The 22,689-nt window shown below is 71.6% G+C and carries 21 protein-coding genes and 1 tRNA gene; 10 read left to right on the plus strand and 12 right to left on the minus strand.

Annotation, left to right across the window (positions count from 1 at the left end; translation table 11 throughout):
• Nucleotides 1-10 precede the first annotated feature (10 nt).
• Nucleotides 11-553 carry an NUDIX hydrolase gene (locus tag GTY56_RS38785; protein ID WP_161369945.1) on the minus strand — a complete coding sequence of 181 codons (543 nt, stop codon included), beginning with the start codon at nt 551-553 and terminating at the stop codon, nt 11-13.
• Nucleotides 554-598: 45 nt separating this feature from the next.
• Nucleotides 599-1,504 (minus strand): DMT family transporter, encoded by a 906-nt coding sequence (locus GTY56_RS38790; RefSeq protein WP_161369946.1) that lies wholly within the window; start codon nt 1,502-1,504, stop codon nt 599-601.
• 362 nt (nt 1,505-1,866) lie between these two features.
• Between GTY56_RS38790 and GTY56_RS38795 the strand changes: the two genes are divergently transcribed.
• From GTY56_RS38795 to GTY56_RS38810, 4 genes are all read left to right on the plus strand, one after another.
• Complete coding sequence (locus GTY56_RS38795) at nt 1,867-2,817, plus strand: hypothetical protein (protein ID WP_161369947.1); 951 nt, start codon at nt 1,867-1,869, stop codon at nt 2,815-2,817.
• Nucleotides 2,818-2,850: 33 nt separating this feature from the next.
• Entirely contained in the window at nt 2,851-4,386 is a 1,536-nt protein-coding gene (locus GTY56_RS38800; protein WP_161369948.1) for an APC family permease, read from the plus strand.
• A 112-nt stretch (nt 4,387-4,498) separates the two neighbouring features.
• Nucleotides 4,499-5,224, plus strand: a complete 726-nt coding sequence (locus tag GTY56_RS38805; protein ID WP_161369981.1) for a molybdopterin-dependent oxidoreductase — start codon at nt 4,499-4,501, stop codon at nt 5,222-5,224.
• Complete coding sequence (locus GTY56_RS38810; protein WP_161369949.1) at nt 5,208-5,831, plus strand: cytochrome b/b6 domain-containing protein; 624 nt, start codon at nt 5,208-5,210, stop codon at nt 5,829-5,831. Before GTY56_RS38805 ends, GTY56_RS38810 begins: the two co-directional genes overlap by 17 nt.
• Before the next feature lie 70 nt (nt 5,832-5,901).
• Here GTY56_RS38810 and GTY56_RS38815 read toward each other — a convergent pair whose 3' ends face one another.
• Genes GTY56_RS38815 through GTY56_RS38830 form a run of 4 tightly spaced genes read right to left on the minus strand, consistent with a single transcriptional unit; the run spans nt 5,902 to nt 9,701 of the window.
• Complete coding sequence (locus GTY56_RS38815; protein WP_161369950.1) at nt 5,902-6,933, minus strand: L-idonate 5-dehydrogenase; 1,032 nt, start codon at nt 6,931-6,933, stop codon at nt 5,902-5,904.
• 20 nt (nt 6,934-6,953) lie between these two features.
• Nucleotides 6,954-7,718, minus strand: coding sequence for an SDR family oxidoreductase (locus GTY56_RS38820; RefSeq protein ID WP_161369951.1), 765 nt, complete (start codon nt 7,716-7,718; stop codon nt 6,954-6,956).
• A 13-nt stretch (nt 7,719-7,731) separates the two neighbouring features.
• Nucleotides 7,732-9,129, minus strand: a complete 1,398-nt coding sequence (locus GTY56_RS38825) for a GntT/GntP/DsdX family permease (RefSeq protein ID WP_161369952.1) — start codon at nt 9,127-9,129, stop codon at nt 7,732-7,734.
• A 53-nt stretch (nt 9,130-9,182) separates the two neighbouring features.
• Entirely contained in the window at nt 9,183-9,701 is a 519-nt protein-coding gene (locus GTY56_RS38830; protein ID WP_161369953.1) for a gluconokinase, read from the minus strand.
• 138 nt (nt 9,702-9,839) lie between these two features.
• Between GTY56_RS38830 and GTY56_RS38835 the strand changes: the two genes are divergently transcribed.
• Nucleotides 9,840-10,541 (plus strand): FadR/GntR family transcriptional regulator, encoded by a 702-nt coding sequence (locus GTY56_RS38835; RefSeq protein ID WP_107458170.1) that lies wholly within the window; start codon nt 9,840-9,842, stop codon nt 10,539-10,541.
• Between the two features lie 6 nt (nt 10,542-10,547).
• Here GTY56_RS38835 and GTY56_RS38840 read toward each other — a convergent pair whose 3' ends face one another.
• Entirely contained in the window at nt 10,548-10,964 is a 417-nt protein-coding gene (locus tag GTY56_RS38840; protein ID WP_524540185.1) for a YchJ family metal-binding protein, read from the minus strand.
• Nucleotides 10,965-11,063: 99 nt separating this feature from the next.
• On the opposite strand from GTY56_RS38840, the gene GTY56_RS38845 reads away from it, so the two are divergent.
• Nucleotides 11,064-14,759: an NACHT N-terminal helical domain 7-containing protein gene (locus GTY56_RS38845; protein ID WP_161369955.1), complete on the plus strand. Its 3,696-nt coding sequence runs from the start codon at nt 11,064-11,066 to the stop codon at nt 14,757-14,759.
• Nucleotides 14,760-14,790: 31 nt separating this feature from the next.
• Here GTY56_RS38845 and GTY56_RS38850 read toward each other — a convergent pair whose 3' ends face one another.
• Nucleotides 14,791-14,991: a hypothetical protein gene (locus tag GTY56_RS38850; RefSeq protein ID WP_161369956.1), complete on the minus strand. Its 201-nt coding sequence runs from the start codon at nt 14,989-14,991 to the stop codon at nt 14,791-14,793.
• A gap of 251 nt (nt 14,992-15,242) precedes the next feature.
• Nucleotides 15,243-15,327 (minus strand) — tRNA-Leu (locus GTY56_RS38855).
• A gap of 195 nt (nt 15,328-15,522) precedes the next feature.
• On the opposite strand from GTY56_RS38855, the gene GTY56_RS38860 reads away from it, so the two are divergent.
• The 3 genes from GTY56_RS38860 to GTY56_RS38870 all read left to right on the plus strand — a co-directional run bounded on the left by GTY56_RS38860 (nt 15,523) and on the right by GTY56_RS38870 (nt 18,202).
• Nucleotides 15,523-16,848, plus strand: a complete 1,326-nt coding sequence (locus GTY56_RS38860; RefSeq protein ID WP_161369957.1) for a M20/M25/M40 family metallo-hydrolase — start codon at nt 15,523-15,525, stop codon at nt 16,846-16,848.
• A 149-nt stretch (nt 16,849-16,997) separates the two neighbouring features.
• Nucleotides 16,998-17,231 carry a chaplin ChpH gene (gene chpH, locus GTY56_RS38865; RefSeq protein ID WP_030608446.1) on the plus strand — a complete coding sequence of 78 codons (234 nt, stop codon included), beginning with the start codon at nt 16,998-17,000 and terminating at the stop codon, nt 17,229-17,231.
• A 131-nt stretch (nt 17,232-17,362) separates the two neighbouring features.
• A complete protein-coding gene (locus GTY56_RS38870) occupies nt 17,363-18,202 on the plus strand; it encodes a chaplin (RefSeq protein ID WP_161369958.1) in 840 nt (279 codons plus the stop codon).
• 80 nt (nt 18,203-18,282) lie between these two features.
• On the opposite strand, the gene GTY56_RS38875 is transcribed toward GTY56_RS38870, so the two are convergent.
• A complete protein-coding gene (locus GTY56_RS38875) occupies nt 18,283-18,471 on the minus strand; it encodes a DUF5703 family protein (RefSeq protein WP_033311872.1) in 189 nt (62 codons plus the stop codon).
• A 47-nt stretch (nt 18,472-18,518) separates the two neighbouring features.
• On the opposite strand from GTY56_RS38875, the gene GTY56_RS38880 reads away from it, so the two are divergent.
• On the plus strand, nt 18,519-19,211 hold the full coding sequence (locus tag GTY56_RS38880) for a hypothetical protein (protein ID WP_161369959.1): 693 nt from the start codon (nt 18,519-18,521) through the stop codon (nt 19,209-19,211).
• Between the two features lie 63 nt (nt 19,212-19,274).
• On the opposite strand, the gene GTY56_RS38885 is transcribed toward GTY56_RS38880, so the two are convergent.
• Both GTY56_RS38885 and GTY56_RS38890 read right to left on the minus strand, forming a co-directional pair.
• Nucleotides 19,275-21,668, minus strand: coding sequence for a helix-hairpin-helix domain-containing protein (locus tag GTY56_RS38885; protein ID WP_161369960.1), 2,394 nt, complete (start codon nt 21,666-21,668; stop codon nt 19,275-19,277).
• Complete coding sequence (locus GTY56_RS38890; protein ID WP_161369961.1) at nt 21,665-22,651, minus strand: aldo/keto reductase; 987 nt, start codon at nt 22,649-22,651, stop codon at nt 21,665-21,667. The genes GTY56_RS38885 and GTY56_RS38890 overlap by 4 nt, the downstream gene beginning before the upstream one ends.
• Nucleotides 22,652-22,689: the final 38 nt, after the last annotated feature.

The following is a 22,689-nucleotide window of genomic DNA, read 5'->3' on the forward strand; positions in this document are numbered from 1 at the left end:
GTGCGCGACCCTACCCGGCGTCCTGTCCGGCTCCGCCCGGGCCGTCCGGCCGGAACGCCTTGAGCCGCTCGTATGCCGCCAGCCCGTCCGGCACCCACTCCCAGTCGCCGAGGCGCCGCTCGATCTCGGCCTCGGGCAGGAAGCCGTACCAGGCCACCTCCTCGGCCTGTGGCCGCACGGGCAGCTCGCAGCGCACCTCGTGGACCGCCGACCACCAGCTCTGGCCCGAGCCGTTGTCGTAGAGGAACGTGAAGAGGTGCCGCGGCTGCGGCAGGCCGCTCACGCCCAGTTCCTCCTCGGCCTCGCGCAGGGCGGCCGAGGCGTAGGACTCGCCCGCGCCGACGACTCCGCCGACGAACATGTCGTAGAGGGAGGGGAAGACCAGCTTGGTGGGGGTGCGCCGGTGCACGAAGACGCGGCCCTCGGCGTCCCGGGCCTGGATGAACACGCAGCGGTGGCGCAGTCCCCGGGCGTAGACCTCGCCGCGGGGGGACTGCCCGATGACCTGGTCGTGCTCGTCCACGATGTCGAGGATCTCGTCGGCAGCGCTCATGCCCTCATCCAAGCAGGGCACGCGCCCCCGCCGGGGCCGGGCCCGTCAGGGCGAGGCCGGGCTCACCGCGGGTGCGGCCACCCGGGCCCGCTCCGGCGCCCCCTGCGGCATCGCCGGGTGCAGCCCCAGCAGCACGATCCCGGCGACCACGGCCAGCAGACCACCGGCCTCCCAGCCCAGGGCCATGGCGTCGGTGCGCAGCCGGTCGCCCAGGAAGCCGACGCCGCAGACGATCCCGGCGAGCGGCTGCGCCGCGGTGAGGGCGGGCAGCGACTTGCGCAGGGACGCGGTCTCGAAAGCGCTCTGCACGAGGACCAGCCCCGTGACGCCCAGCGCGAGGACGGCGTACGGCTCCCAGCCGGTGAGCAGCTCGGCGAGGCCTCCTTCGGAGACCTTCTGCCCGCTGATCCGGGTCAACGCGTCCTGCACGCCGTAGAGCAGTCCGGCGGCCAGGGCGAGCAGGACCGGGCCCGAGCCGAGGCGGGTCCGCTTGCCGTGCGTCGTGAGCAGCAGGGCGAGCCCGATCATCACCCCCATGATCACCCATTGCCGGACCGGGTCGGCCGCCGCGGCGCCGCCCTCCGGCCGGCCCGCGACGATGAACGCCGTGACCCCGCCGGCCAGCAGGAGCAGGCCCGCCCAGCCCTGGCGGCCCAGAGGCTGCCGGGTCTGCTTGCGGGAGAGCGCGAGCGCGAAGAGCAGGTTCGTCGCCAGCAGCGGCTCCACCAGCGACAGCTCACCCTGCCCCAGCGCGGCGGCGCCGAGCCCCATGCCGACCACCATCAGCGCGATGCCGCCGAGCCAGCGCGGCACCTTCACGAGGTCGATCAGCAAACGGAAGGAGAGGAAGTCGCTCAGCGGGGCACGCTGAGCCGCGTTCTGCTGGAGGACGAAGCCGAAGCCCAGGCAGCAGGCGGCGCCCAGGGCGAGCGCCAGTACTGGAACCGACACGCGGTGTACCTCGATCGTCAGGTCGGGTCACGGTTGCGTAGGGGCCGACTGTACCGGCCGGCTCCGCCCGGCGTGCCCGTACGTCATGCCATCGTCGGGGGCGGTGACAGCGCACGCTATGACGTACGTCACAAAGGGCGAAACGGAAAAATCGGATGCGTTCACATGCGCCTCTCGGGACTCCCGGATCACAGAATCCTCACAAGTGGGGGGAGTTGACGCGTGTAACGCCCTGGCGACCCTTGACGACGACCGTTGGTGGGGGCTTGGCTGTGTGTGATCAGCCCATGGCAATGCGCACATACGCGCTCCTCAGCCGCCGTGAGCCGAAACACCAGAAGAGTGCGTGAGGAAGTCCCGCGGTGTCCCCACCCCCGCCTCCCCTCGGCCGCGGCCGCAGACGGGCCGCGCAGGCCTTCGACGAGGCCCTCGACGACGCCGACCTCATGGCCGCGCGCACCGCACTGGTGCAGGGCCGCTGGCAGAACGCCCGGTCCCTGCTGGTGCACACCGGGGACGACTGGGACCGGCGCGGCCATCGCGTCACCGTCCTCGCACGGGAGTCCTCCTGTGCCGCGTGGGCCCGGGAGTGGCTGCTCGCCGAACCCGAGTCCGCCGACGCCGCCGTACTGCTCGCTCTCGCCCAGGTCCGCCGCGCCCTGCACGGCAAGGCCAAGCCGGTCCGCGCCCGAGAGGCCTGCCAGGCGGCCGCGGCCCGTGCCCCCGCCGACCCCACCCCCTGGCTCGGCCTGCTCATGCTGGAGTGCGCGGTCGGCGGTGACCAGGACGTGGTCCGCACCTTCGAGGCGGTCCGCGGCCGGTACGCCGACCACCACCACGCCCACCACCTGATGGTCGGCCGGCTCGCCGGCCGCCGCGCCGAGGCCGGCCCGGACCCGCTGCACGAGGTCTACGACTTCGCCAACTGGGCCGCCGAGCAGGCGCCCGCCGACTCACCGCTCGCGATCCTGCCGGTCATCGCACACGCCGAGCGCTACCGCGTACTGGCCGCCACCGGGCACGAACCCGCCGACCCGGCCGCCTCCGGACACTGGACGGGCCGCCGCGCCCGGCAGGTCATGAAGGCCGCCTTCGACTGGTGGCTGGAGTGGGAGCTGGAGGGGCACCCGCGGCGGCTGATCGACCTGAACTTCCTCGCCCACGCCAAGTACTGCGAGGGGCGGGGCGCCGAGGCCGCCGCCCTGTTCCACCGGATCGGCCGCCACGCCACCCCGGCGCCCTGGTCGTACCCGGACCGCGACCCGCACACCGCCTTCGCCGCAGCCCGCGCCGGCGCGCTCGGCACGGCCTGACCCCCCGACCCGAAGAGTGAGGACGCTCCCCCGATGACCACGGACAGTTCGAGAACGAGCCCGACCGCCCCCGGCGGCATCAGTACCTTCAAGGGGGAGGAGCGTGCCCTGCGCGCCGACCGTCTCGGCACCGGGGGCCTGCTGCTCTCCGTCCTCGCCGCGACCGCCCCGCTCATGGTCGTCGCAGGTGTCATGCCCACTACATTCGCGGTGATGGGCATCGTCGGCCAGCCCTTGCTCTTCGTCGTCCTCGGCGTCGTCCTGATCCTGTTCAGCATCGGATACGCCGAGATGAGCCGTCACGTCCACAACGCGGGCGCCTTCTACGCGTACATCTCCCGCGGTCTCGGCGGCACCGCCGGCGCGGGCGCCGCCCTGGTCGCCCTCGTCGCCTACAACGCGCTCCAGGTCGGCATCTACGGCATCTTCGGCTTCGAGGTCTCCGGACTCCTCGCCACCTACGCCGACCTGGAGATCGCCTGGTGGATACCGGCGCTCGTGGCCGCGCTCGCCGTCGGGCTGCTGGGCTGGCTGAAGATCGACGTCAACGCCCGTGTGCTGGGCGTGCTGCTGGTCATCGAAGTGCTCCTCGTCGTCGTCTTCGACATCGCCGCGATCGCCGACCCGGGCAAGGAGGGCTTGTCGCTGCACGCCTTCAACCCCGACACCCTCACCGGCGCGGGCGTCGGCACCGCGCTGTGCTTCTGCATCGCCGCGTTCCTCGGCTTCGAGCAGGCCCCGGTGTACGCCGAGGAGACCAGCCGCCCGCACGTCCTGGTGCCGCGCGTGATGTTCCTCGCCGTCGGCGGGGTCGCCGTCTTCTTCGCGCTGAGCAGCTGGGCCCTCACCGTGGCCACCGGCCCCTCCGCGATCGTCGGCACGTCCCAGAAGCAGAGCGCCGGCCTGCTGTTCTTCCTCACCGAGTCGCGCCTCGGCGGCACCTTCACGGACGTCCTGCACGTCCTGTTCGTCACCGGCATGTTCGCCGCGCTGCTCAGCTTCCACAACGTCGTCGCCCGCTACGCCTTCGCGATGGGCCGCGAAGGCCTGCTGCCCGCCGCCTTCGGCCGCACCAGCGGCAGCAGCGGCGCCCCGGGCACCGGCTCGCTGCTCCAGACCGTCGTGGCCGTGGTGGTCGTGGCCGCCTTCGCGATCGCCGACGACAAGCCGGCCGGCGACCCGACCGCGCCCGTCCTGCACCTGTTCACCTGGTTCGGCAACATCGGCGCCCTCGGCGTGATCGTGCTGATGGCGGCGGCTTCCCTGTCCGTCGTCGTCTTCTTCGTCCGCCGCGGCGCCGCCGGCACCCAGGCCTGGCGGCTGGTCACGTCCGCGCTGGCGGGCATCGCCCTGCTGGTCATCGCCGGCTACACGGTGAAGGACTTCGAGGTGCTGGTCGGCGCGGGCCCCGACTCGTCGCTGAGCTGGGTGCTGCCCGGCATCATCGGCCTGGCCGCGCTCGCCGGAGTGGTCCTCGGTCTGGTGCTGCGCGCCCGCGCCCCCGAGAAGCACGCCCGGATCGGCCTCGGCAACGAGGCGTTCCAGCTCGACAAGGCGGCCTCCTCCTGACGCGGCCCGCGCAAGAAGTGGTTACGGAAGTCTGACGAGCACCCGCGATCCCTGTCCTGCCGGGGGCTGCGGGTGTTCGAATGAGTACGTGAACCAGGACGTACCCCAGGGCGTGAACGACGAGCACCCCGAAGAGCGGGGCACCCCGATCGGCCGCCGCGTCTTCCTCGGCACCCTCGCCCTGGGCGCCGCGGGCGTGGTCGCCGCGCCCCCGCTGCAACGCGGCCTGGAGGCCTTCCTCGGCGGAGCGGCCGACAAGGACCCCACAGGCCTGACCGGTCTGCTCCCCAACGGCGGCGGCTTCCGCTACTACTCGGTCGCCTCCTCCGTCCCGCGCAAGAACGCCGAGAGCTACCGCCTCACCGTGGACGGCCTGGTCGACCGCCCCACGACCTACACCCTCGACGCCCTCACGTCGCTGCCCCAGACCCGGCTGGTCCGCGACGTCCAGTGCGTCACGGGCTGGCGCGTCCCCGACACCCCCTTCGAGGGCGTACGCCTGTCCCGGATCCTGGACGCCGCCGGGGTCCGCCCCACGGCGAAGGCCATCCGCTTCACCTGCTTCGACGGCACGTACACCGAGAGCCTCACCCTCGCCCAGGCCCGCCGCGCGGACGTCCTGGTCGCCCTGCGCATGCAGGACAAGGACCTCGGCCACTCCCACGGCGGCCCGGTCCGCCTCTACGTGGCGCCCATGTACTTCTACAAGTCCGCCAAGTGGCTGTCCGGCATCACCGTCACCGACGAGGTCCGGCCGGGCTACTGGGAGAAGCGCGGCTACGACGTCGACGCCTGGGTGGGCCGCTCGAACGGACGCGACGATGCCCCTACGAGCTGACTCACCACCGGCCACGGCCGACGTGCGCCGCTTCACCCCGCTGCAACGCTGGATCCACCGCACCACGGCCCTCCTGATGGGCATCTGCGTCGTCACCGCGGCCTGCCTCTACGTCCCCCAGCTCGCCGAACTCGTCGGCCGCCGCGCCCTGGTCGTCACCCTGCACCAGTGGGCCGGCCTCGCCCTGCCCGTCCCCGTCCTGGCCGGCCTTGCATCCCGGGCGTTCCGCGCCGACCTCGGCCGCCTCAACCGCTTCGGCCCGCACGACCGCACCTGGCTGCGCGCCGCCCTGCACCGCGACAAACGCCGTACGTCCCGCCCCGCGGCGAAGTTCAACGCCGGGCAGAAGCTCTACGCGTCCTGGATCGCCGGGGCCACGCTGGTCATGCTCGCCACCGGCCTGATGATGTGGTTCACCCACCTCACCCCCCTGCTCTGGCGCACCAGCGCCACCTTCGTCCACGACTGGCTGGCCCTGACCATCGGCATCGTCCTGGCCGGCCACATCGGCATGGCCCTGGCGGACCCGGAGTCGAGAAGGGGCATGCGCACGGGCAGGGTGAGCAGAGAGTGGGCAGACCGGGAGCACCCCCTGTGGCGCCAGTAGCTCACTCAGGGGCGCGGGGAACTGCGCGATCCACCACAACGCACCCGCACCCGCCCGACGGCACACAGCCCTACGGCGCCGCGGCGAAATCCAGCAGCACCTTGCAGGACCGGCTCCGGTCAGCCGCCAGGGCGAAGGCCCGCTCGGCCTCCCCCACGGGGACCACCGCACTGACAAGTCCGTCGAACGCCGGCTCCGCCGCCAGCAGCGTCAGCGCCTCGTCGAACTCCGTGTCGAAGCGGAACGCCCCCCGCAGCTCGATCTCCCGGCTCACCACCAGGTTCCCGGCGAAGGAACTGTGCCCTGGCGGCAACATCCCCACCTGCACGACGACCCCACCCCGCCGAACCCGCCGCAGACACGCGTCGAGGCCCGCGGCCACCCCGGAGGCCTCGACGGCCACATCGACCTCGTCGGGCCACCCGGCATCGCCGGGATCGTCGGCGCGGACAACCGTCCCGGCACCGGCGGCCCGGGCGTACTCCAACGCCTCGGGCAGGAGATCCGTCACCGTCACGTCCGCCGCACCCGCCGCCTTCGCCGCCGCGACCACCAGACACCCGATGGGCCCGGCGCCGGTGACCAGAACGTGCCGGCCCCTGACCTCCCCGGCCCGCCGCACCGCGTGCAGCGCCACCGACAGCGGTTCGGCGAGTGCCGCCCGCCGCAGGCCGAGGCCGGGCGGCAGGGGCCGCACCTGCTCGGCGGGTACGACGACTCGGGCGGCGAAACCGCCCTGGACGTGCGGGAAACGGGCCGCGCTGCCGAGGTAGCGCGTGTCCCGGCACACGTTGCGCCGCCCGCCCCCGCACTCCGGACACATCCCGCACGGGGTCGCCGGATGCACGGCGACGGCCGTACCCGGAGCCGGGCCCGCGGCACCGGGGCCGTACTCCACCACCGTCCCCACGACCTCGTGCCCGAGCACCATCGGCTCCCGCAGCCGGAAGTCACCGACCCCGCCGTGCCGCCAGTAGTGCAGATCGGAGCCGCACACCCCGCCGTACCGCACGGCGACCAGCGCCTGCCCCGGCCCGGGCCGCGGCACCGGCAGCTCCGCGACCCGCAGGTCACCCCGGCCGTGGATCACACACGCCGGCATCACAGCCGCCTCCCGGCAGGTCACAGCACGCTCGTCATGCCGCCGTCGACATACAGCACCTGCCCGCTGACGAAGTCCGCCGCGGGGGAGGCGAGGAACAGCAACCCGCCCACCAGGTCCTGCGTACGGCCCCAGCGCCCGGCCGGCGTACGCCGCCGCACCCAGGAGCTGAACTCCTCGTCCTCCACCAGCGGCCGGGTCAGTTCGGTCTCGATGTAGCCCGGGCCGAGCCCGTTGACCTGCACACCGCTCGGACCCCAGTCGGCGCACATGCCCTTGGTGAGCATCTTCAGCGCGCCCTTGGTGGCGGCGTACGGCGCGATCCCGGGCCGTACCACCTCGCTCTGCAACGAGCAGATGTTGATGATCTTCCCGTGGCCGCGTTCCGTCATCCGGCGCGCGGTCTCACGGCCGACCAGGAAGGCACTGGTCAGGTTGGTGTCCAGGATCCGGTGCCAGTCGGAGTCGGTGAATTCCAGCAGCGGGGCCCGCAGTTGCATGCCCGCGTTGTTGACGAGGATGTCGAGCGGGCCCACCCGCTCCTCGACCTCGGCGACCCCCGAGGCCACCGAGGGTCCGTCCGTCACGTCGAACGCGGCCGTGTGCACCCGGTCGCCCGGCAGCCCGGCGGCTGCCTCGGCGAGCCGGTGCTCGTCACGCCCGTTCAGGACGACCGTGCAGCCGGCCTCCGCCAGACCGCGCGCGAGGGCGAGTCCGATGCCCCGGCTGGAGCCGGTGACCAGGGCCGTACGGCCGCCGATGTCGAAGAGGGGATGAGCCGTCATCGCCGCGGCACTCCTAGATCACGAGGGACAACAGCAGGACGATGCCGCCGGCGACCACCGAGATGATCGTCTCCATGACGGACCAGGTCTTGATGTTCTGGCCGACACTCAGCCCGAAGTACTCCTTCACCATCCAGAACCCGGCGTCGTTGACATGGCTGAAGAACAGCGAGCCGGCGCCGATGGCCAGGACGAGGAGGGCCGCGTGCGTGCTCGACATGTCCGCCGCGAGCGGGGCGACCAGACCGGCGGCCGAGACCGTGGCCACCGTCGCCGAACCGGTCGCGAGGCGGATCACCACCGCGATGAGCCAGGCCAGCAGCAGCGCCGGGATGGCCCAGTCCTGGGAGATGTCCAGGACCATCCGGCCCACACCGGTGTCGATCAGCGTCTGCTTGAAGCCGCCACCCGCGCCGACGATCAGCAGGATGCCCGCGATCGGCATGAGGCTCTTCTCGACGAGCGGCGATATGCGCTCCTTGGAGAACCCGGCGGGCCGCAGCAGCGTGAAGATGCCGACCAGCACCGAGGCGAGCAGCGCGATCATCGGGGCACCGATCACGTCGAAGACGCGCTGCACGTGGTTCTCCGGGTCGTCGACGACGATGTCGACCAGCGCCTTGGCCAGCATGAGGATCACCGGCAGCAGCACCGTGAACAGCGTGGCGCCGAAGCCGGGGCGCTTGTCGAGCTCCTCGGAGGCCCGCTGCGGGATCATCTTCTCGGGGGCGGGGACGTCGACCCAGCGGGCCGCGTACTTCGAGAACACCGGACCGGCGATGATCACGGTGGGGATGGCGACCAGGACGCCGAGCGCCAGGGTGATGCCGAGGTCGGCGCCGACCGCGTCGATCGCGACCAGCGGCCCGGGGTGCGGCGGCACCAGGCCGTGCATCACGGACAGTCCCGCGAGCGCCGGGATGCCGATGCGCATCAACGAGTAGTCGCCGCGCTTGGCGACCATCAGCACAACGGGGATCAGCAGCACGATGCCGACCTCGAAGAACAGCGGCAGCCCGATCACGGAGGCGATCAGCACCATCGCCCACGGCATCGACCGCCCGCCGGCCCGGTCGAGGATGGTGTCGACGATCTGGTCGGCGCCGCCGGAGTCGGCGAGCATCTTGCCGAGGATCGCCCCGAGGGCGATCAGCACACCGACGCCCGCGACGGTGGAGCCGAGGCCGGCGCTGAAGCTGGTGAGCACCTTGTCCAGCGGCGCCCCGGCGATCGCGCCGAGCGTCAGTGACCCGATGGTCAGGGCCAGGAAGGCGTGCAGCTTGAACTTCGTGATGAGCAGGACGATGACGACGATGCCCGCCAGGACGGCGATGCCCAGCTGAGCGTGGCCGGCCGAGGTGATCGGCTCGGGTGCGTCCGCTGCCAGCATCTCGACGCTGAGTCTGGTCACGGTGGGTTCCCTTGCGTTGGGGAGAAGGGGAGGGGAGGGGAAACCGCCGGGGGCTACTGGACGGGCTCGGGGAGATCCCGCAGGGCGTGCGCCGCCCGCTCGGTGATCTCCTCCGGGCTGCCCGCGACGTCCACCCCGACCCCCGCCTCGTCCGCCGCGAGGGGCTGGAGCGTGGCGAACTGGGAGTCGAGCAGCGCCGTGGGCATGAAGTGCCCCTGCCGGTGCGACATCCGGTCCTCGATCAGCGCGCGGTCACCCGTGAGGTGCACGAAGACCACGCCGGGCGCGGCGGCCCGCAGCCGGTCGCGGTACGACCGCTTCAGTGCCGAGCAGCTGACCACCCCGCCGAGCCCGGCCCGCCCGTGCGCCCACGCGCCGATGGCGTCGAGCCAGGGCAGGCGGTCCTCGTCGGTGAGCGGGGTACCGGCCGACATCTTGGCGATGTTGGCCGGCGGGTGGAAGTCGTCGCCCTCGGCGTACGGAACGCCGAGCCGGGCCGCGAGCAGGGGACCGATGGTGGTCTTGCCGGTGCCCGCTACGCCCATGACCACGACGACAGGGGGGGTGTTCATCGCTGCCTCACTGTCCGCTGTCCGGGGTCGACACGTGATGTCAACGCAACTGAAACCCATTAGGTACGACGAATTCAAGAGCTCGTGCTCAATAAGTCTGACTTTTTGTCTGCGTGATCTACCCCGTACGCTGAGTGCATGAGCACACCGGGCCGGGGCCTGCACGGCCATGTACTGGACACCCTCGGCCCCGAGATCACGGCGGGTGAGTACCCGCCGGGCAGCGTCCTGCGCACCGATGAGCTCGCCCAGCGTTTCGACGTGTCGCGCTCCGTGATGCGCGAGGCGGTCCGGGTCCTGGAGTCCATGTACCTGGTCGAGTCCCGCCGCCGCGTCGGCGTGACGGTCCGCCCGAAGTCCGAGTGGAACGTCTACGACCCGCAGGTCATCCGCTGGCGTCTGGCCGGCGCGGACCGCCCCGGCCAGCTGCGGTCCCTCACGGTGCTGCGCTCGGCGATCGAACCCGTCGCGGCCGGTCTCGCCGCCCGGCACGCCACGTCCGAGCAGTGCGCCGAGCTCACCGAGTGCGCCCTCGGCATGGTCGCCCACTCCCGCGGTCACAAGCTGGAGGGGTACCTCCTCCACGACGTGGCCTTCCACCGCGTCATCCTGGCCGCCTCCGGCAACGAGATGTTCGCCCGCCTCGGCGACGTCGTCGCGGAGGTCCTGACCGGCCGCACGCAGCACGACGTGATGTTCGAGGACCCCGACCCGGCCGCCGTCACCCTGCACGTCCAGGTCGCCGAAGCGGTCCGCGCGGGCGACGCCGCCCGGGCGGAGCAGCTGACCCGCGAGATCACGGTCGGCGCCCTCCAGGAACTCGACATCCTGGCGCCGTAGCAACGGCTAGACCGGGAACTCCCCGTCGACGTAGACCCACACCCCGTCCACCCGCTCGAAGCTGCTCCGCTCGTGCAGGGACCCGCCCCGGTACCACGCCCGGAACTCCACTATCCCGGCGGAGTGGAACGCGGATCCGCCGCTCGTCCCCAGGATCTCCAGCCCGGTCCACCGCATCCCCGGATCCAGCTCCAGCGTCCCGGGCCGCGTCCGCGGATGCCAGGTCCGCAGCAGGTACCCGGCCTCGCCCTTCACGAAGGCGCAGTACCGCGACCGCATCAGCGCCTCGGCGGTCGGCGCGGCGGCGGCTCCGGAGTGGTAGCGGCCACAGCACGCCTCGTAGGGCTCGGGGAGCCCGCAGGGGCAGGCAACCGGCCGTACGAGGTGACGGGAACGGGCGATGCGGTGGGTCATGGTCCCCATTGTGCCGACAGGGGCCCCCGCGGCACTTGGCGCCCTTATCCTCCGTCGCAGGACGAGTTGCACGACGAGGGGGAGCGCGACGTGGCGGGCAGTGATCCCGTGGCTGCCTTCTGGCGCCCGCTGAAGGACGAGGTCACCAGAAGCGGCGTCAGCCGGCAGGAGCTCTGCGACCGGCTCGACCTGAGTGCGTCGGCCGTCTCCGAGCTGCTGAACGGCAAGCGGGCGAAGGCTCCCGACTGGGACGTGGTACGAGCCATTGTCTCCGCTTGTGACGGGTCCCTCGCCTACTGGCGGCGGCGACTCGACGAGCTGGTGCGTGAACTCGACGCACAGCGGGCGCTGGAACTGCGCTCCGGCCGCGCACGCAAGGATCCCGGAGAGCGGGCGGGTTGTACGGTCTGCCAGGACGCGTACGAGGCGGAGCGGTTCGAGGAGTACGCCACCGGCTGGGGTGACGAGTGGGACCCGGCGGTGCCTTACGGCGCGGCCGCGGTGCTTGCCGGCCGAAACGGGGAATTACAAGGTGAGATGCAGGCCCTTGGCGTGGGCCTACTGGAATCCACGGAAGGACTGTCCGCCTTCCGGGACCAATTCAACGACCTCACCCGAGGCCTGATGGCGGACCTCGGACGCAGGGTGCGCCGCGCCTGCCATCCCCATCGCATCCGTCTGCTGCATGCCGCGCACACGATCGTGGTGATCGAAGGATGCGTCAAGGGCCCCCTGCTGGACGCCGTCCTCGCCTACGGCGTCGCGGTCGACCTGCACCTCGTCTTCGAGAACGGTCTGGACGACGGGACGTTCGCCGCCGCACCACTGCCGGTCGCAAACACCCGCTACGACGACCATCACGCCCGTGTCGTCGACCACTACGCCAGGGTCTGGGCGAGCCTGCGGGGAGAGATACCGAGCCGACAGGATGCGGGGCGCTGTGCCTCGATCTACGAGGGTCGTCTGGCTGAACTGGCGGCGGAATGCCCGGAGTTGTTCGTCTGGGCGGGGATGCAGGACGGCTCGGACGCGGCCGGGGCACTCGGTGCCTGCACCGACGGTGAGGCACGCGACCGACTCCAAGAGCTGTACCGGGATCTTCACACCCAGAAGAGAGGGCTCGACGGGCTGGAAACGCTGCTGAGGGCCCTCGCCCGACAGGTTCCTGCACCGGCCTGGTCTGTGCGGCTGTCAGAGATCCACCGCAGTGCGCTCGGTCACCCCGTCTCGCCGATCAACGACGCACACCAGGGCCGGTCGAAATGCGTTCCCCGCGTCCCGTCGCTGTCCCGGGGGTACGTGAATCCGGCGTTCCGGACGGCCGTCCACGACTCCGACAGCAGACCCCATGTGGAGGCCTGGTGGAGCACCCGGCCACTGAGGCAGGAGATTCAAGGGTTCCTCGCCGGGCACTTCAGCGGGTTTCCCACGGTCAACCGGCCGCTGCTCATTCTGGGCGACCCGGGCGCGGGCAAGTCGCTGCTCACACGCCTGCTGGCCGCGCGCCTCCCGCCCACCGACTACCTGCCCATCAGGATCGAACTGCGCAACGTGACGGCCGACGCCGAGATCCTCGACCAGATCGCTCAGGCGCTGCGTCACGCCACGAACAAGGACATCACCTGGGACACGGTCACTTCCTCCTGCTCAGGCGTGCTGCCCGTCCTGATCTTCGACGGCTTCGATGAACTCCTCCAGGCAGGCGGAGCCGACCACTGGTACTACCTTGAGGAGATCGCCGACTTCCAGGAGAGGTCGGCCGAAGCAGGACTACCGGTGGCTGCCGTCGTCACCAGCCGCACTGTGGTCGCCGACCAGGCCAAGATCCCGGACGAGACGGTCATCATCCGTTTGGAGCCGTTCGACGCAGCCCGCATTGCCCGCTGGTCAGACGTCTGGAACACCCATAACGCGGGTCGCAGCATCCCCCCGCTGCCCCGGGACCTGGGCGCCCTCCACCCCGATCTGGCGCCCCAGCCACTGTTGCTGCTCATGCTGACGCTCTACTACGCCATGCGCGACGAAGGGGACGCCGAGTGGGCGGCGCCGATGAACAGGGTCACGACCCTCTACGAACGCCTGCTCACCCTGTTCGTCCGTCGGCAGATTCGCAAGCACCACTGCAAGATGCGCCCGGAAGCCGTGGAGGAGAGGGTCGAGGAAGAGCTCGATCTGCTCTCCGTGATAGCCGCCGGCATGTTCAACCGGGGCAGCCAGGGCGTAACCGCCGAGGAGGCTGACCACGACCTGGCCTTCCTGCGCGCCCCCGGTCGCAGGCGGACCCGCAGGCCCACGCGACTGCTTTTCGGGGAGTTCTTCTTCTTCATCCATGAGGCCAAGGCGACACTCGATGGCGGTGAGCACCGCATCTGGTACGAGTTCCTGCACGCCACGTTCGGCGAGTACCTCGTGGCCCGCAAGATCGCCCTCACCCTGCGGCACTGCCCCGATCAAGGGCCGTACGACGGACTGCTGTTCTCCCTGCTGTCGTTCACCCCGCTCACCGACCGGGCCCAGATCATCGACTACCTCGGCGACCTGCTGCCCGGCACGGACACGGTCGCCCAACTCTTTCCGGCGGCCTTGCACGCACTGCCGCCCGGCAGCGACACCGGCTACACCATGGGCCCGACACCGGCCACCTTCCGCCACGCCTGCCACAGCGCCAACCTGCTGCTGGTGGCTCTGTCCGCCGGCCAACTGCTGAGGTTCTCCGAACTCGTCGCCGACGGTGGATCCCCGGCGGAGGTCTGGCGTACTCACGCCACACTCTGGAAATCCCAGCTGCCGTCGACCTCCTGGGACGCCTTCGTCAGCGCCGTGGGCACCATGCCGGTGTCGAGGGGCACTGACCACGATGGCCCCAGGGACATCGTCATCCGACTGGGCCAGCACGATGCCGATCCGGCGGCGCACAACATGTCGTGGTTACTGGGGACGGACATGCCGCTGGTCAAGGACGACGAACCTCTGAGCGCGCTACGCCGCACGCGCCCGCTGCACGACCGGGACGCGGAGCGTCTCGTCGAGCCTGCGCTACCGGTGTTCGACGAACTCACCGCTCTCACGTCGAGCTTCGTCCTCGACGGTTACGGACGCCATGTCTCAGCGGCTCATGCCCTGATCGCCCTCCTGATCTGCCCACCCGCTCCGCACCCGGATGCGCTGGCCCGCTACGAGACGTGCATGAGCGTGCTCGTGACCGTAAGCGGTGAACCCGGTGCGCGTCTGGTGGACCTGGTCAGCCGACGGCTGGCGACGGAGAGCGACTCGTTGCCGACCGAAGCCGTGGATGCGATCGTCCAGGAACTGACGCGGCACGGCATCATCTGCGCCGGTCAGCACGGGGGAGACGCATTCGACCGGACCCGGATCTCCTTGCTGGTGATCAGTTGCCGACTCCTCGACCGGACGCGACGCAAAGGACTGGTCGGCCGTATCGCGACACTTCTCGGCGCGGATGCCTCCTCGGCGGAAGTCACCGGTGTGGAGGAACGCCTTCTCCAGGGGGAGTGGCAGAAGCGCCGGACGAGCGAGGCGGGCATCGTCCGGCCGCTCTTCGAAGCACTCTTCGACCTCCTGATCCGTGCTGCCGGGGCGGAGGTGAAGGACGTCGCCCTGTTGAGGCTCCTCAAACTCGCGGTGGCGCTCGACCAGAGTTCCTGGTGCCGCCAGTACGCGGAGCGGGGGCTGCGAAGCATCAGACCAGTCCTCCGGAGCCGCCTGCTGCCCTTCGAGGCCGACTACCTCGGTTCGTCACTGGCCGTCCGACTGGACGCGGAGCGCCGGCGAGCACACCCCTGACGGGGATACCTCCCGGCGCTCCGGCCGCTTCTCAGCCCTGGGGCTCCTCGCCGCTGTCGTCACCGATGATCCGGTCCAGCTTCTCCGCGAACCAGAGCGCCACCGCTCCGGTCACCACGGGACCCGCCTCCCCGATCTCGGCCACCGCCTCCACCGCTCCGCCCGCGACCGCGCCGGTGGCCACCGCCACGCCCATGATGACCGCGCTCCTCAGGGTGATGATCTTCCGCATGCCGTCCTCCCGGACTCCGCGACTGGTTGGTGACATCACCCTGAGTCCGCTCGATGCCCGGACGGCCGAACTCCGAAGCACTCCGAAACCGGACGCCAAACCGCAGGTCGGAGGGGTGTGCGGCACCGGTTCACCGAACCGTTCCGAGTCCCGTGCTCCGGCGAGAGAGGAAGTGGCAGCGGTGGCTGCCAGTGGCTCGACGGACAACAGCTGAGGGCCGTGACCTCGCGGTCACGGCCCTCAGCCTCATGTGTCCGAGGGGGGACTTGAACCCCCACGCCCGATAAAGGGCACTAGCACCTCAAGCTAGCGCGTCTGCCATTCCGCCACCCGGACAAGGTGTCTGTCGCGTGGGTTCTCCCCGCGGCGACGACGTAAACATTACCAGGCTTTCCGGGGTGGCCGATCACCCCCCGGTGGCACCCTGAGAGGCGTGAACGGCGTGTGACGGGCCGGGAGCGCTCTTGGGGTGCGGGCCGGGGAGAGGGAGGATGAGGGGGACCCACCAGCAGTGACACCGGGAGGAAGCACGTGAGCGAGACGGACACGGCCAGGAGCGTCACCGGCGAGGACGAGGTCGTGGACCTCTGCCGCGAGCTGATCCAGATCGACACCAGCAACTACGGCGACCACTCGGGTCCGGGCGAGCGCAAGGCGGCCGAGTACGTCGCCGAGAAGCTCGCCGAGGTCGGGCTCGAACCGCAGATCTTCGAGTCCCACCCGGGCCGCGCCTCCACGGTGGCCCGGATCGAGGGCGAGGACCCCTCCCGGCCCGCGCTCCTCATCCACGGCCACACCGACGTCGTACCGGCCAACGCCGACGACTGGACCCACCACCCCTTCTCCGGCGAGGTCGCCGACGGCTGTGTGTGGGGCCGCGGGGCCGTGGACATGAAGGACATGGACGCGATGACCCTCGCGGTCGTCCGCGACCGGCTGCGCAGCGGGCGCAAGCCCCCGCGCGACATCGTCCTCGCGTTCCTCGCCGACGAGGAGGCGGGCGGCACCTACGGCGCCAAGCACCTGGTGCGCAAGCATCCCGAGCTGTTCGAGGGCGTCACCGAGGCGATCAGCGAGGTGGGCGGCTTCTCGTTCACCGTCAGCGAGCAGCGGCGGCTCTACATGATCCAGACGGCCGAGAAGGGCATGCACTGGATGAAGCTCACCGTGGCCGGCACCGCCGGGCACGGATCGATGATCCACCGGGACAACGCGATCACCGAGCTGTCGGAGGCCGTCGCGCGGCTCGGGCGGCACAAGTTCCCGGTGCGGGTCACCAAGACCACCCGGGCGTTCCTCGACGAGCTCGGTGACGCGCTCGGCACCGAACTCGACCCGGAGGACATGGAGTCGACCCTCGTCCGGCTCGGCGGCATCGCCAAGTTCATCGGCGCGACGTTGAGCAACACGGCCAACCCCACGCAGCTCGGCGCCGGTTACAAGGTCAACGTCATCCCCGGCGAGGCGACCGCCCACGTCGACGGACGGTTCCTGCCCGGCCACGAGGAGGAGTTCCTCGCCGACCTCGACCGGATCCTCGGCCCGAACGTACGCCGCGAGGACGTCCATGCCGACAAGGCCGTGGAGACCACGTTCGACGGGGCGCTCGTCGGGGCCATGCAGTCCGCGCTGCTCGCCGAGGACCCGACCGCCAAGGCGATCCCCTACATGCTCTCCGGCGGCACGGACGCCAAGTCCTTCGACGACCTGGGCATCCGCGGCTTCGGCTTCGTACCGCTGAAGCTGCCGCCCGAGCTGGACTTCGCCGGCATGTTCCACGGCGTCGACGAGCGGGTGCCGGTGGAGGGCCTGAAGTTCGGCGTGCGGGTGCTCGACCGCTTCATCGACGCGTCCTGAAAGCGCCCGTGCGGCACGGGGTATTCGGTCGCGCGTACGGAATCGACTGGGAAGAGTGAATGCGACCATAAGCTCGTAGCCTCATTACTCCAGCCTCGTTACAGGTAATGCGATCGCAAGATGGGTCGCTTTGCCAACTAGGAGGAATAATGATCAAGAAGGTCGTCGCTGCTGCGGCTGCCACCGGTGGGCTGGTTCTCGCGGGCGCGGGCCTGGCCGTCGCCGACTCGGGTGCTCAGGGTGCCGCCGTGCACTCCCCGGGCGTCCTGTCCGGCAACGTTGTCCAGGTGCCCGTTCACGTCCCGGTGAACGTCTGCGGCAACACGGTCTCCGTGATCGGGCTGCTGAACCCCGCCTTCGGCAACACCTGCATCAACAAGTGATGCTTCCCCCTCGCTGAGGGGAGTCCAAAGCCATCGGTCCCGGAGCGCGTGCCATGCGCTCCGGGACCGAACGCTTCTTTCGGGGAATTCGAGAAGAATTCGAGACACGGTCGAAGGCAGGTATTCAGTAAATGCGACAGGTCACCCGCAAGGGTCTGATGACCGTGGCGGCCGCGACCGGCGTGATCGCCGCCGCGGGCGGCTCCGCTCACGCCGACTCGGGCGCCCAGGGCTCGGCGTCGGGCTCGCCCGGCGTGCTGTCCGGAAACTCGGTGCAGGCGCCGGTGCACGCACCGGTCAACGTGTGCGGGAACACGGTCAACGTCGTCGGCGTGCTCAACCCGTCGGTGGGCAACTCGTGCGCCAACCAGGGCGGTGGATCGTCGTCGGGGGGATACGGCGAACACGGCGGCAAGGGCGGCTCCCACGCGGGCGGGCACGCCACCGACTCACCCGGCGTCGGCTCGGGCAACCACGTCCAGGCGCCGGTCCACGTGCCGGTGAACGTCTGCGGCAACAGCGTCGACGTCATCGGCGTCGGAAACCCCAGCACGGGCAACGACTGCACCAACGGCGGCGGCGGACAGCACGGCACTCCGCCCCGCGGCCACGAGCCGGGCCAGCCGGGCCGGCCTGGGAACCCCGGCGACCCGGGGACCCCCGGACAGCCGGGTAAGCCCGGTACTCCCGGCAATCCCGGTGAACCCGGAAAGCCCGGTCACCCCGGCGGTCCCGGTGAGCCCGGAGACCCCGGCACGCCCGGCACCCCGCCCTCCGCCGGTGGTGAGACCCCGGTGGGCGGCTCCTTGCACGGCAACAAGCCCGGCGCCCATTTCGTCACCCAGCCCGAGGGTGAATCCCAGCTCGCCAGCACCGGCAGCGACCTGCCGCTCGGCTTCGCCCTCCCGGCCGGCGCGGGGGCGCTGCTCGCGGGCGCGATCCTCTACCGCAAGGCGCGCGCCTCCGCCTGACACCTCCCGCACAACGGAGCGGGCCCCGCCGATGCGGGGCCCGCTCCGTCATGCGCCTTCTTCCCGTGCCCCGTCCCAGCTCACCACGTGGCCCGCGCCTGGCGGATGATCCGCCGGCGCAACCGCACCCTGCGGCTGCCGTCGCGCAGCAGGCTCAGACGGTACAACTCCCAGTGTCCGTACTCCGCGTGGTCCGTCAGCAGACGTGCCGTCTCCTTGCGGGAGACCCCGCGAGGCACGTACACGTCGACAAATTCGTATTCCGGCATCGCATCTATTGTGCGGGCTGGGGCCTGGTACGGATAGCGTCTGCACTATGTCTGATGCTGCGCAGTCCACCGCTGCCGAGGTACGCGCCGCCGCCGAGGCGGTCAAGACCGCGCTCGACCGCCACCTGGCCGCGGTCGAACGCAGGTCCGGAGAGGACGACCCGGCCGTCTACGAGGCGTTCAACCAGCTCGCCGCGGCCGCAGAGGTGTACGACGAACTGCTCTACGACCGCTACGACGAGGTCACCCCCTTCGAGATCCCCGGTGCGGAGGACGCCCTGCCCCCGTACGCGGGCCCCGAGGAACCGAACGCCCTGAGCGTGCTGATCCGCCGTGACTACGCCGTCGTCGAACCCCAGCGCCTGCTGGCCCAGGCACAGCGGATCGAGGCGGCGGAGGGCGAGGACGGCGCCTCCGGGACGGTGCACGGCGCACTCGGGCTGCTCTTCGGCGAGTTCGAGCCCGACGAGATCGCTTCCCGGCACAAGGAGTTCGGGCTGGACGAGGGCGACTCCACGCTCTGGGTGACGGCGGCGGACGAACCGGCCGAGCCCGGCGAGTGGCTGGAAGCACCGTTCGAGCAGGTCGACCCGCAGCAGGTGGTCTGCCGCTTCGACGTCAGCGCTGTCTTCGACGACGAGATCGACGACGTCGACGACGATGACGAGGACACGGACGGGCTCGACAGCAACCTCGACGAGGACGAGGACCTGGAGCCGCTGGACGCGGACCGCCGCTGAGCGCGCACGCCGACGGCCACGGGGGTGGTGGTCAAGGGCCCGGGCCCTTGACCACCACCCCCGTCACGTGCCGCTGATCTGCGGCGCCAGCAGCACCGGCAGACGCGTCGTCCGGGGCTTCGCCGGAACCTCGGCCACCGCCCGGGCAAGCGCCTGCTCCACCCCGTGCACCACGGACAGGTGCCGGTCGGCCCGCCCGAACGCCGTGTACACCCACGGCCGGCTGAGCGCCTGCGCCGCGTCGCCGGGCAGCACCACGACCACCGCCGGCCACCGGCTCCCCACGGCCTGGTGCGCGGTGAGCGCCCACCCGTGCCGCACGGACTGCTCCACCCGTTCCTTCGGTACGACGACGGTCTCGCCCTCGCACGACAGATGCAGCCCCTCGGCGTCCGCCGTCACCACACGGCCCGGCAGCGCACGCCCCGGGGCGGGGGAGTGCACGATCCGGTCACCGGGGTCGAAGCCGCCGAAGCGGCCCGGGCCCGGATTGAGCCGTTCCTTCAGCGCCGCGTTGAGCGCACGCGTTCCGACGGCCCCGCCGTGCCCGGGGGTGATCACCTGGGTCTCCTCGGCCGGTACCCCGATCGCGCGCGGCACCGAGTCCACGACGAGCTGCACCGTGCGGTGCACCGCCTCGCCGGCGTCCCGCACCGGCACGATCACGACCTCCTTGCCGGGGGCCTCGACCTGGTTCAGCTCGCCGATGCCGACACCGGAGACCAGCTCGCCCAACGGCCCCGGATCCGGCCGGCGCGAGGCCACTTGGGGGCAGATGCGCGCCGCGAGCAGATCCGCGAACACCCGCCCCGGCCCTGCGGACCAGAGCACCGCCGGATCGCCGGCCAGCACCAGCCGTGCTCCGTCCGGCAGCGACTCGGTCAGCAGAGCCGCCGTCTCCACATCCAGCTGGGGCGCGTCGAGCACGACCAGCAGATCGAGATCGAGGGCCCCGTCCCTGTCCCGGCCGGGCCCTTCGAGGCCGGTGAGCAGCCCGGAGACGGTGGCGACGGGGGAGCCGACGGGTGCCTCGCCGACCTGCCCCGGAGCGTCCGCCGCCGGGCCGGAGCGCCGCAGCAGAGCCGCGAAACGGTTGCGGCCGATCGGGCCGTGCGTGGCAGCCCAGGCCCGCAGGCCGAGCGAGCACGCGGCGTTCACCAGGGCCGCCGGCTCGGCCAGGGACGCCTCCCCGCCGGTGTGCAGCACCAGGCCCTGACCGGCGACCGCACGGATCAGCTCCGCGGCCGAGCCCCGGGCCGCGGCGGCGGCGCGCTCCCACTCCTCGGCCGAACCGTCCTGCTTGGGAGCCGAGTTGACCAGCCGGGCCAGCCCGTCCGCCAGGCTCTCCTCCGCCATCGCGTACCGCTCCAGGCCGACCAGGACACGGACCGGACGCTCCTCGTCCTCGACCTCCCCGTCCACCGGGGCGGGGGCGGGGGAGCCGGCCTCGCCCTCCAGGGCGTCCTGGAAGACCAGGGCCTCACCCTCGGCGATCGCGTCCTGCACGGCACTCTCGGGCTCCGGCACGCCCCGCTGCGCGAGGGCCGCGAGGAGTGCGGGCATCTCCAGGACGGTGTGCCCGGCCAGCGCCGCCTGTTCCAGGAGCCAGCCGGTGACGGCCCGGCCCCGCCGCGCGTCGTCCGGGCCGCACGCGGCGCCGAGCAGGGCCCGGGCGAAACCGTCGGCCTGCTCGGGCCGCACCCCGGCGATCCGCAGCAACTGCCAGGGGTCGGAGCGCAGCAGTTCGTCCGCGCCCTCGCCGAGAACCGCGGCGGCCTGCTGAGCGAGCACCTCCGGGGCACCGCCCTCGCCGAGCACCTGCCGCACGGCCCGGACCGCCTCCGGGGCGGGGCCCGCCGGCGCGGAGACGGGCTCGGGCGCCACCGGCCGCGGTCGCCGCTCCGGCTCGGGAGCGGAGCGCCGAGGAGCGGGGGGCGGTTCTTCGAACACAGCCGCCGACGGCTTCTCGCCGCTCTCGACGGCCCGTACGGCCGCCAGCAGATCGGCGGCCTTGCCGCTCAGCTTGGTGCCGCTCGCGATCGGCGCCTTCTTCTCGGCCTTGCGCTGCTCGATGCGCTCCCGCTCGGCCTGCTGGGCCCGCAACTCGGCCTCGGCCTCGGACACCTGCGGGGTACCGGCGTCACCGTCCGCGGTGTCTGCCGCCTGCCCGGTGTCGGCCTGGGCTTCTTCCCCTGAGGCGGCCTGCCCGGTGTCGGCCTGGGCTTCTTCCCTTGAGGCGGCCTGCCCGGTGTCGGCATCGGCTCCTTCACCTGAGGCGGCCTGCCCGGTCTCGGCCGGGGGGTTCTCCGCGCCGACTCGGGGTTCCTCCGCCGATGCCGGTCGCGCGGCGCCGGTCTCGCCGTCCCCGGTCCCGCTCCCGGTCCCACCGGCCGATGTGCTCCCTGCGCCCGGCAGCCCCGGCTCGGCGTCCTCCGTGGTCTCGGGCTCCGTGCTCACAGCGTGCTCCAGTCGTGATCGGGATAGCGGTGCACGGGCGCCGACACATCGTCGAGCGCCCGGCAGATCTCGTCAGGAAGACTAAGGGTCTCCACTGACAACGCCGCCGTGAGCTGCTGCGCGTTGCGCGCGCCGACGATCGGCGCCGCCACCCCGGGCCGGTCGCGGACCCATGCCAGGGCCACCTGGAGCGGCGTCACCGCGAGCCCGTCGGCCGCGGTCGCCACGGCGTCCACGATGCGGCTCGCCGTGTCGTCGAGGTAGGGCGCCACGAACGGCGCGAGGTGCTCCGAGGCGCCCCGCGAGTCCGGCGGCATCGTCTCGCCCCGGTACTTCCCCGTCAGCACTCCGCGCCCGAGCGGTGAGGACGGCAGCAGGCCTATGCCCAGTTCGAGCGCGGCCGGCAGCACCTCGCGTTCGACACCGCGCTGGAGCAGGGAGTACTCCAGCTGCGTACCGGCCAGCCGGGTCCGGGTTCCGGGGGCCGCCAGCTGCCAGGTCGCGGCGCTGGCCAGCTGCCAGCCGCAGAAGTTGGAGACGGCGGCATAGCGGGCCCGCCCGCTGGAGACCGCGAGGTCGAGAGCCTGGAGGGTCTCCTCCAGCGGGGTGTCCGGGTCGAAGGCGTGCACGTGCCACAGGTCGACGTAGTCCGTGCCGAGGCGGGAGAGCGAACCGTCCAGGGCGGAGAGCAGATGGCCGCGGGAGCCGTCGAAGCGGCGCTCGGGGTCCGGCACGCTGCCGGCCTTGGTCGAGATGACCAGGTCACGGCGGGGCACCAGGCCGTCCATGAGCCTGCCGAGCAGGTACTCGGCGTCCCCGTCGCCGTACACGTCCGCGGTGTCGACGAGGGTCCCGCCCGCATCCCAGAACGTCTTCATCAGGTCCGCGGCGTCGTGCTCGTCGGTGTCCCGCCCCCAGGTCAGGGTGCCGAGCCCGATCCGGGACACACGAAGGCCGGTGCGGCCGAGATGCCTCTGCTCCATGAACGCCGAGATTACTGGCCAGAACCTGCGCTGTGGGT

Source organism: Streptomyces sp. SID5643 (assembly GCF_009872555.1).
GTDB lineage: Bacteria > Actinomycetota > Actinomycetes > Streptomycetales > Streptomycetaceae > Streptomyces > Streptomyces iakyrus.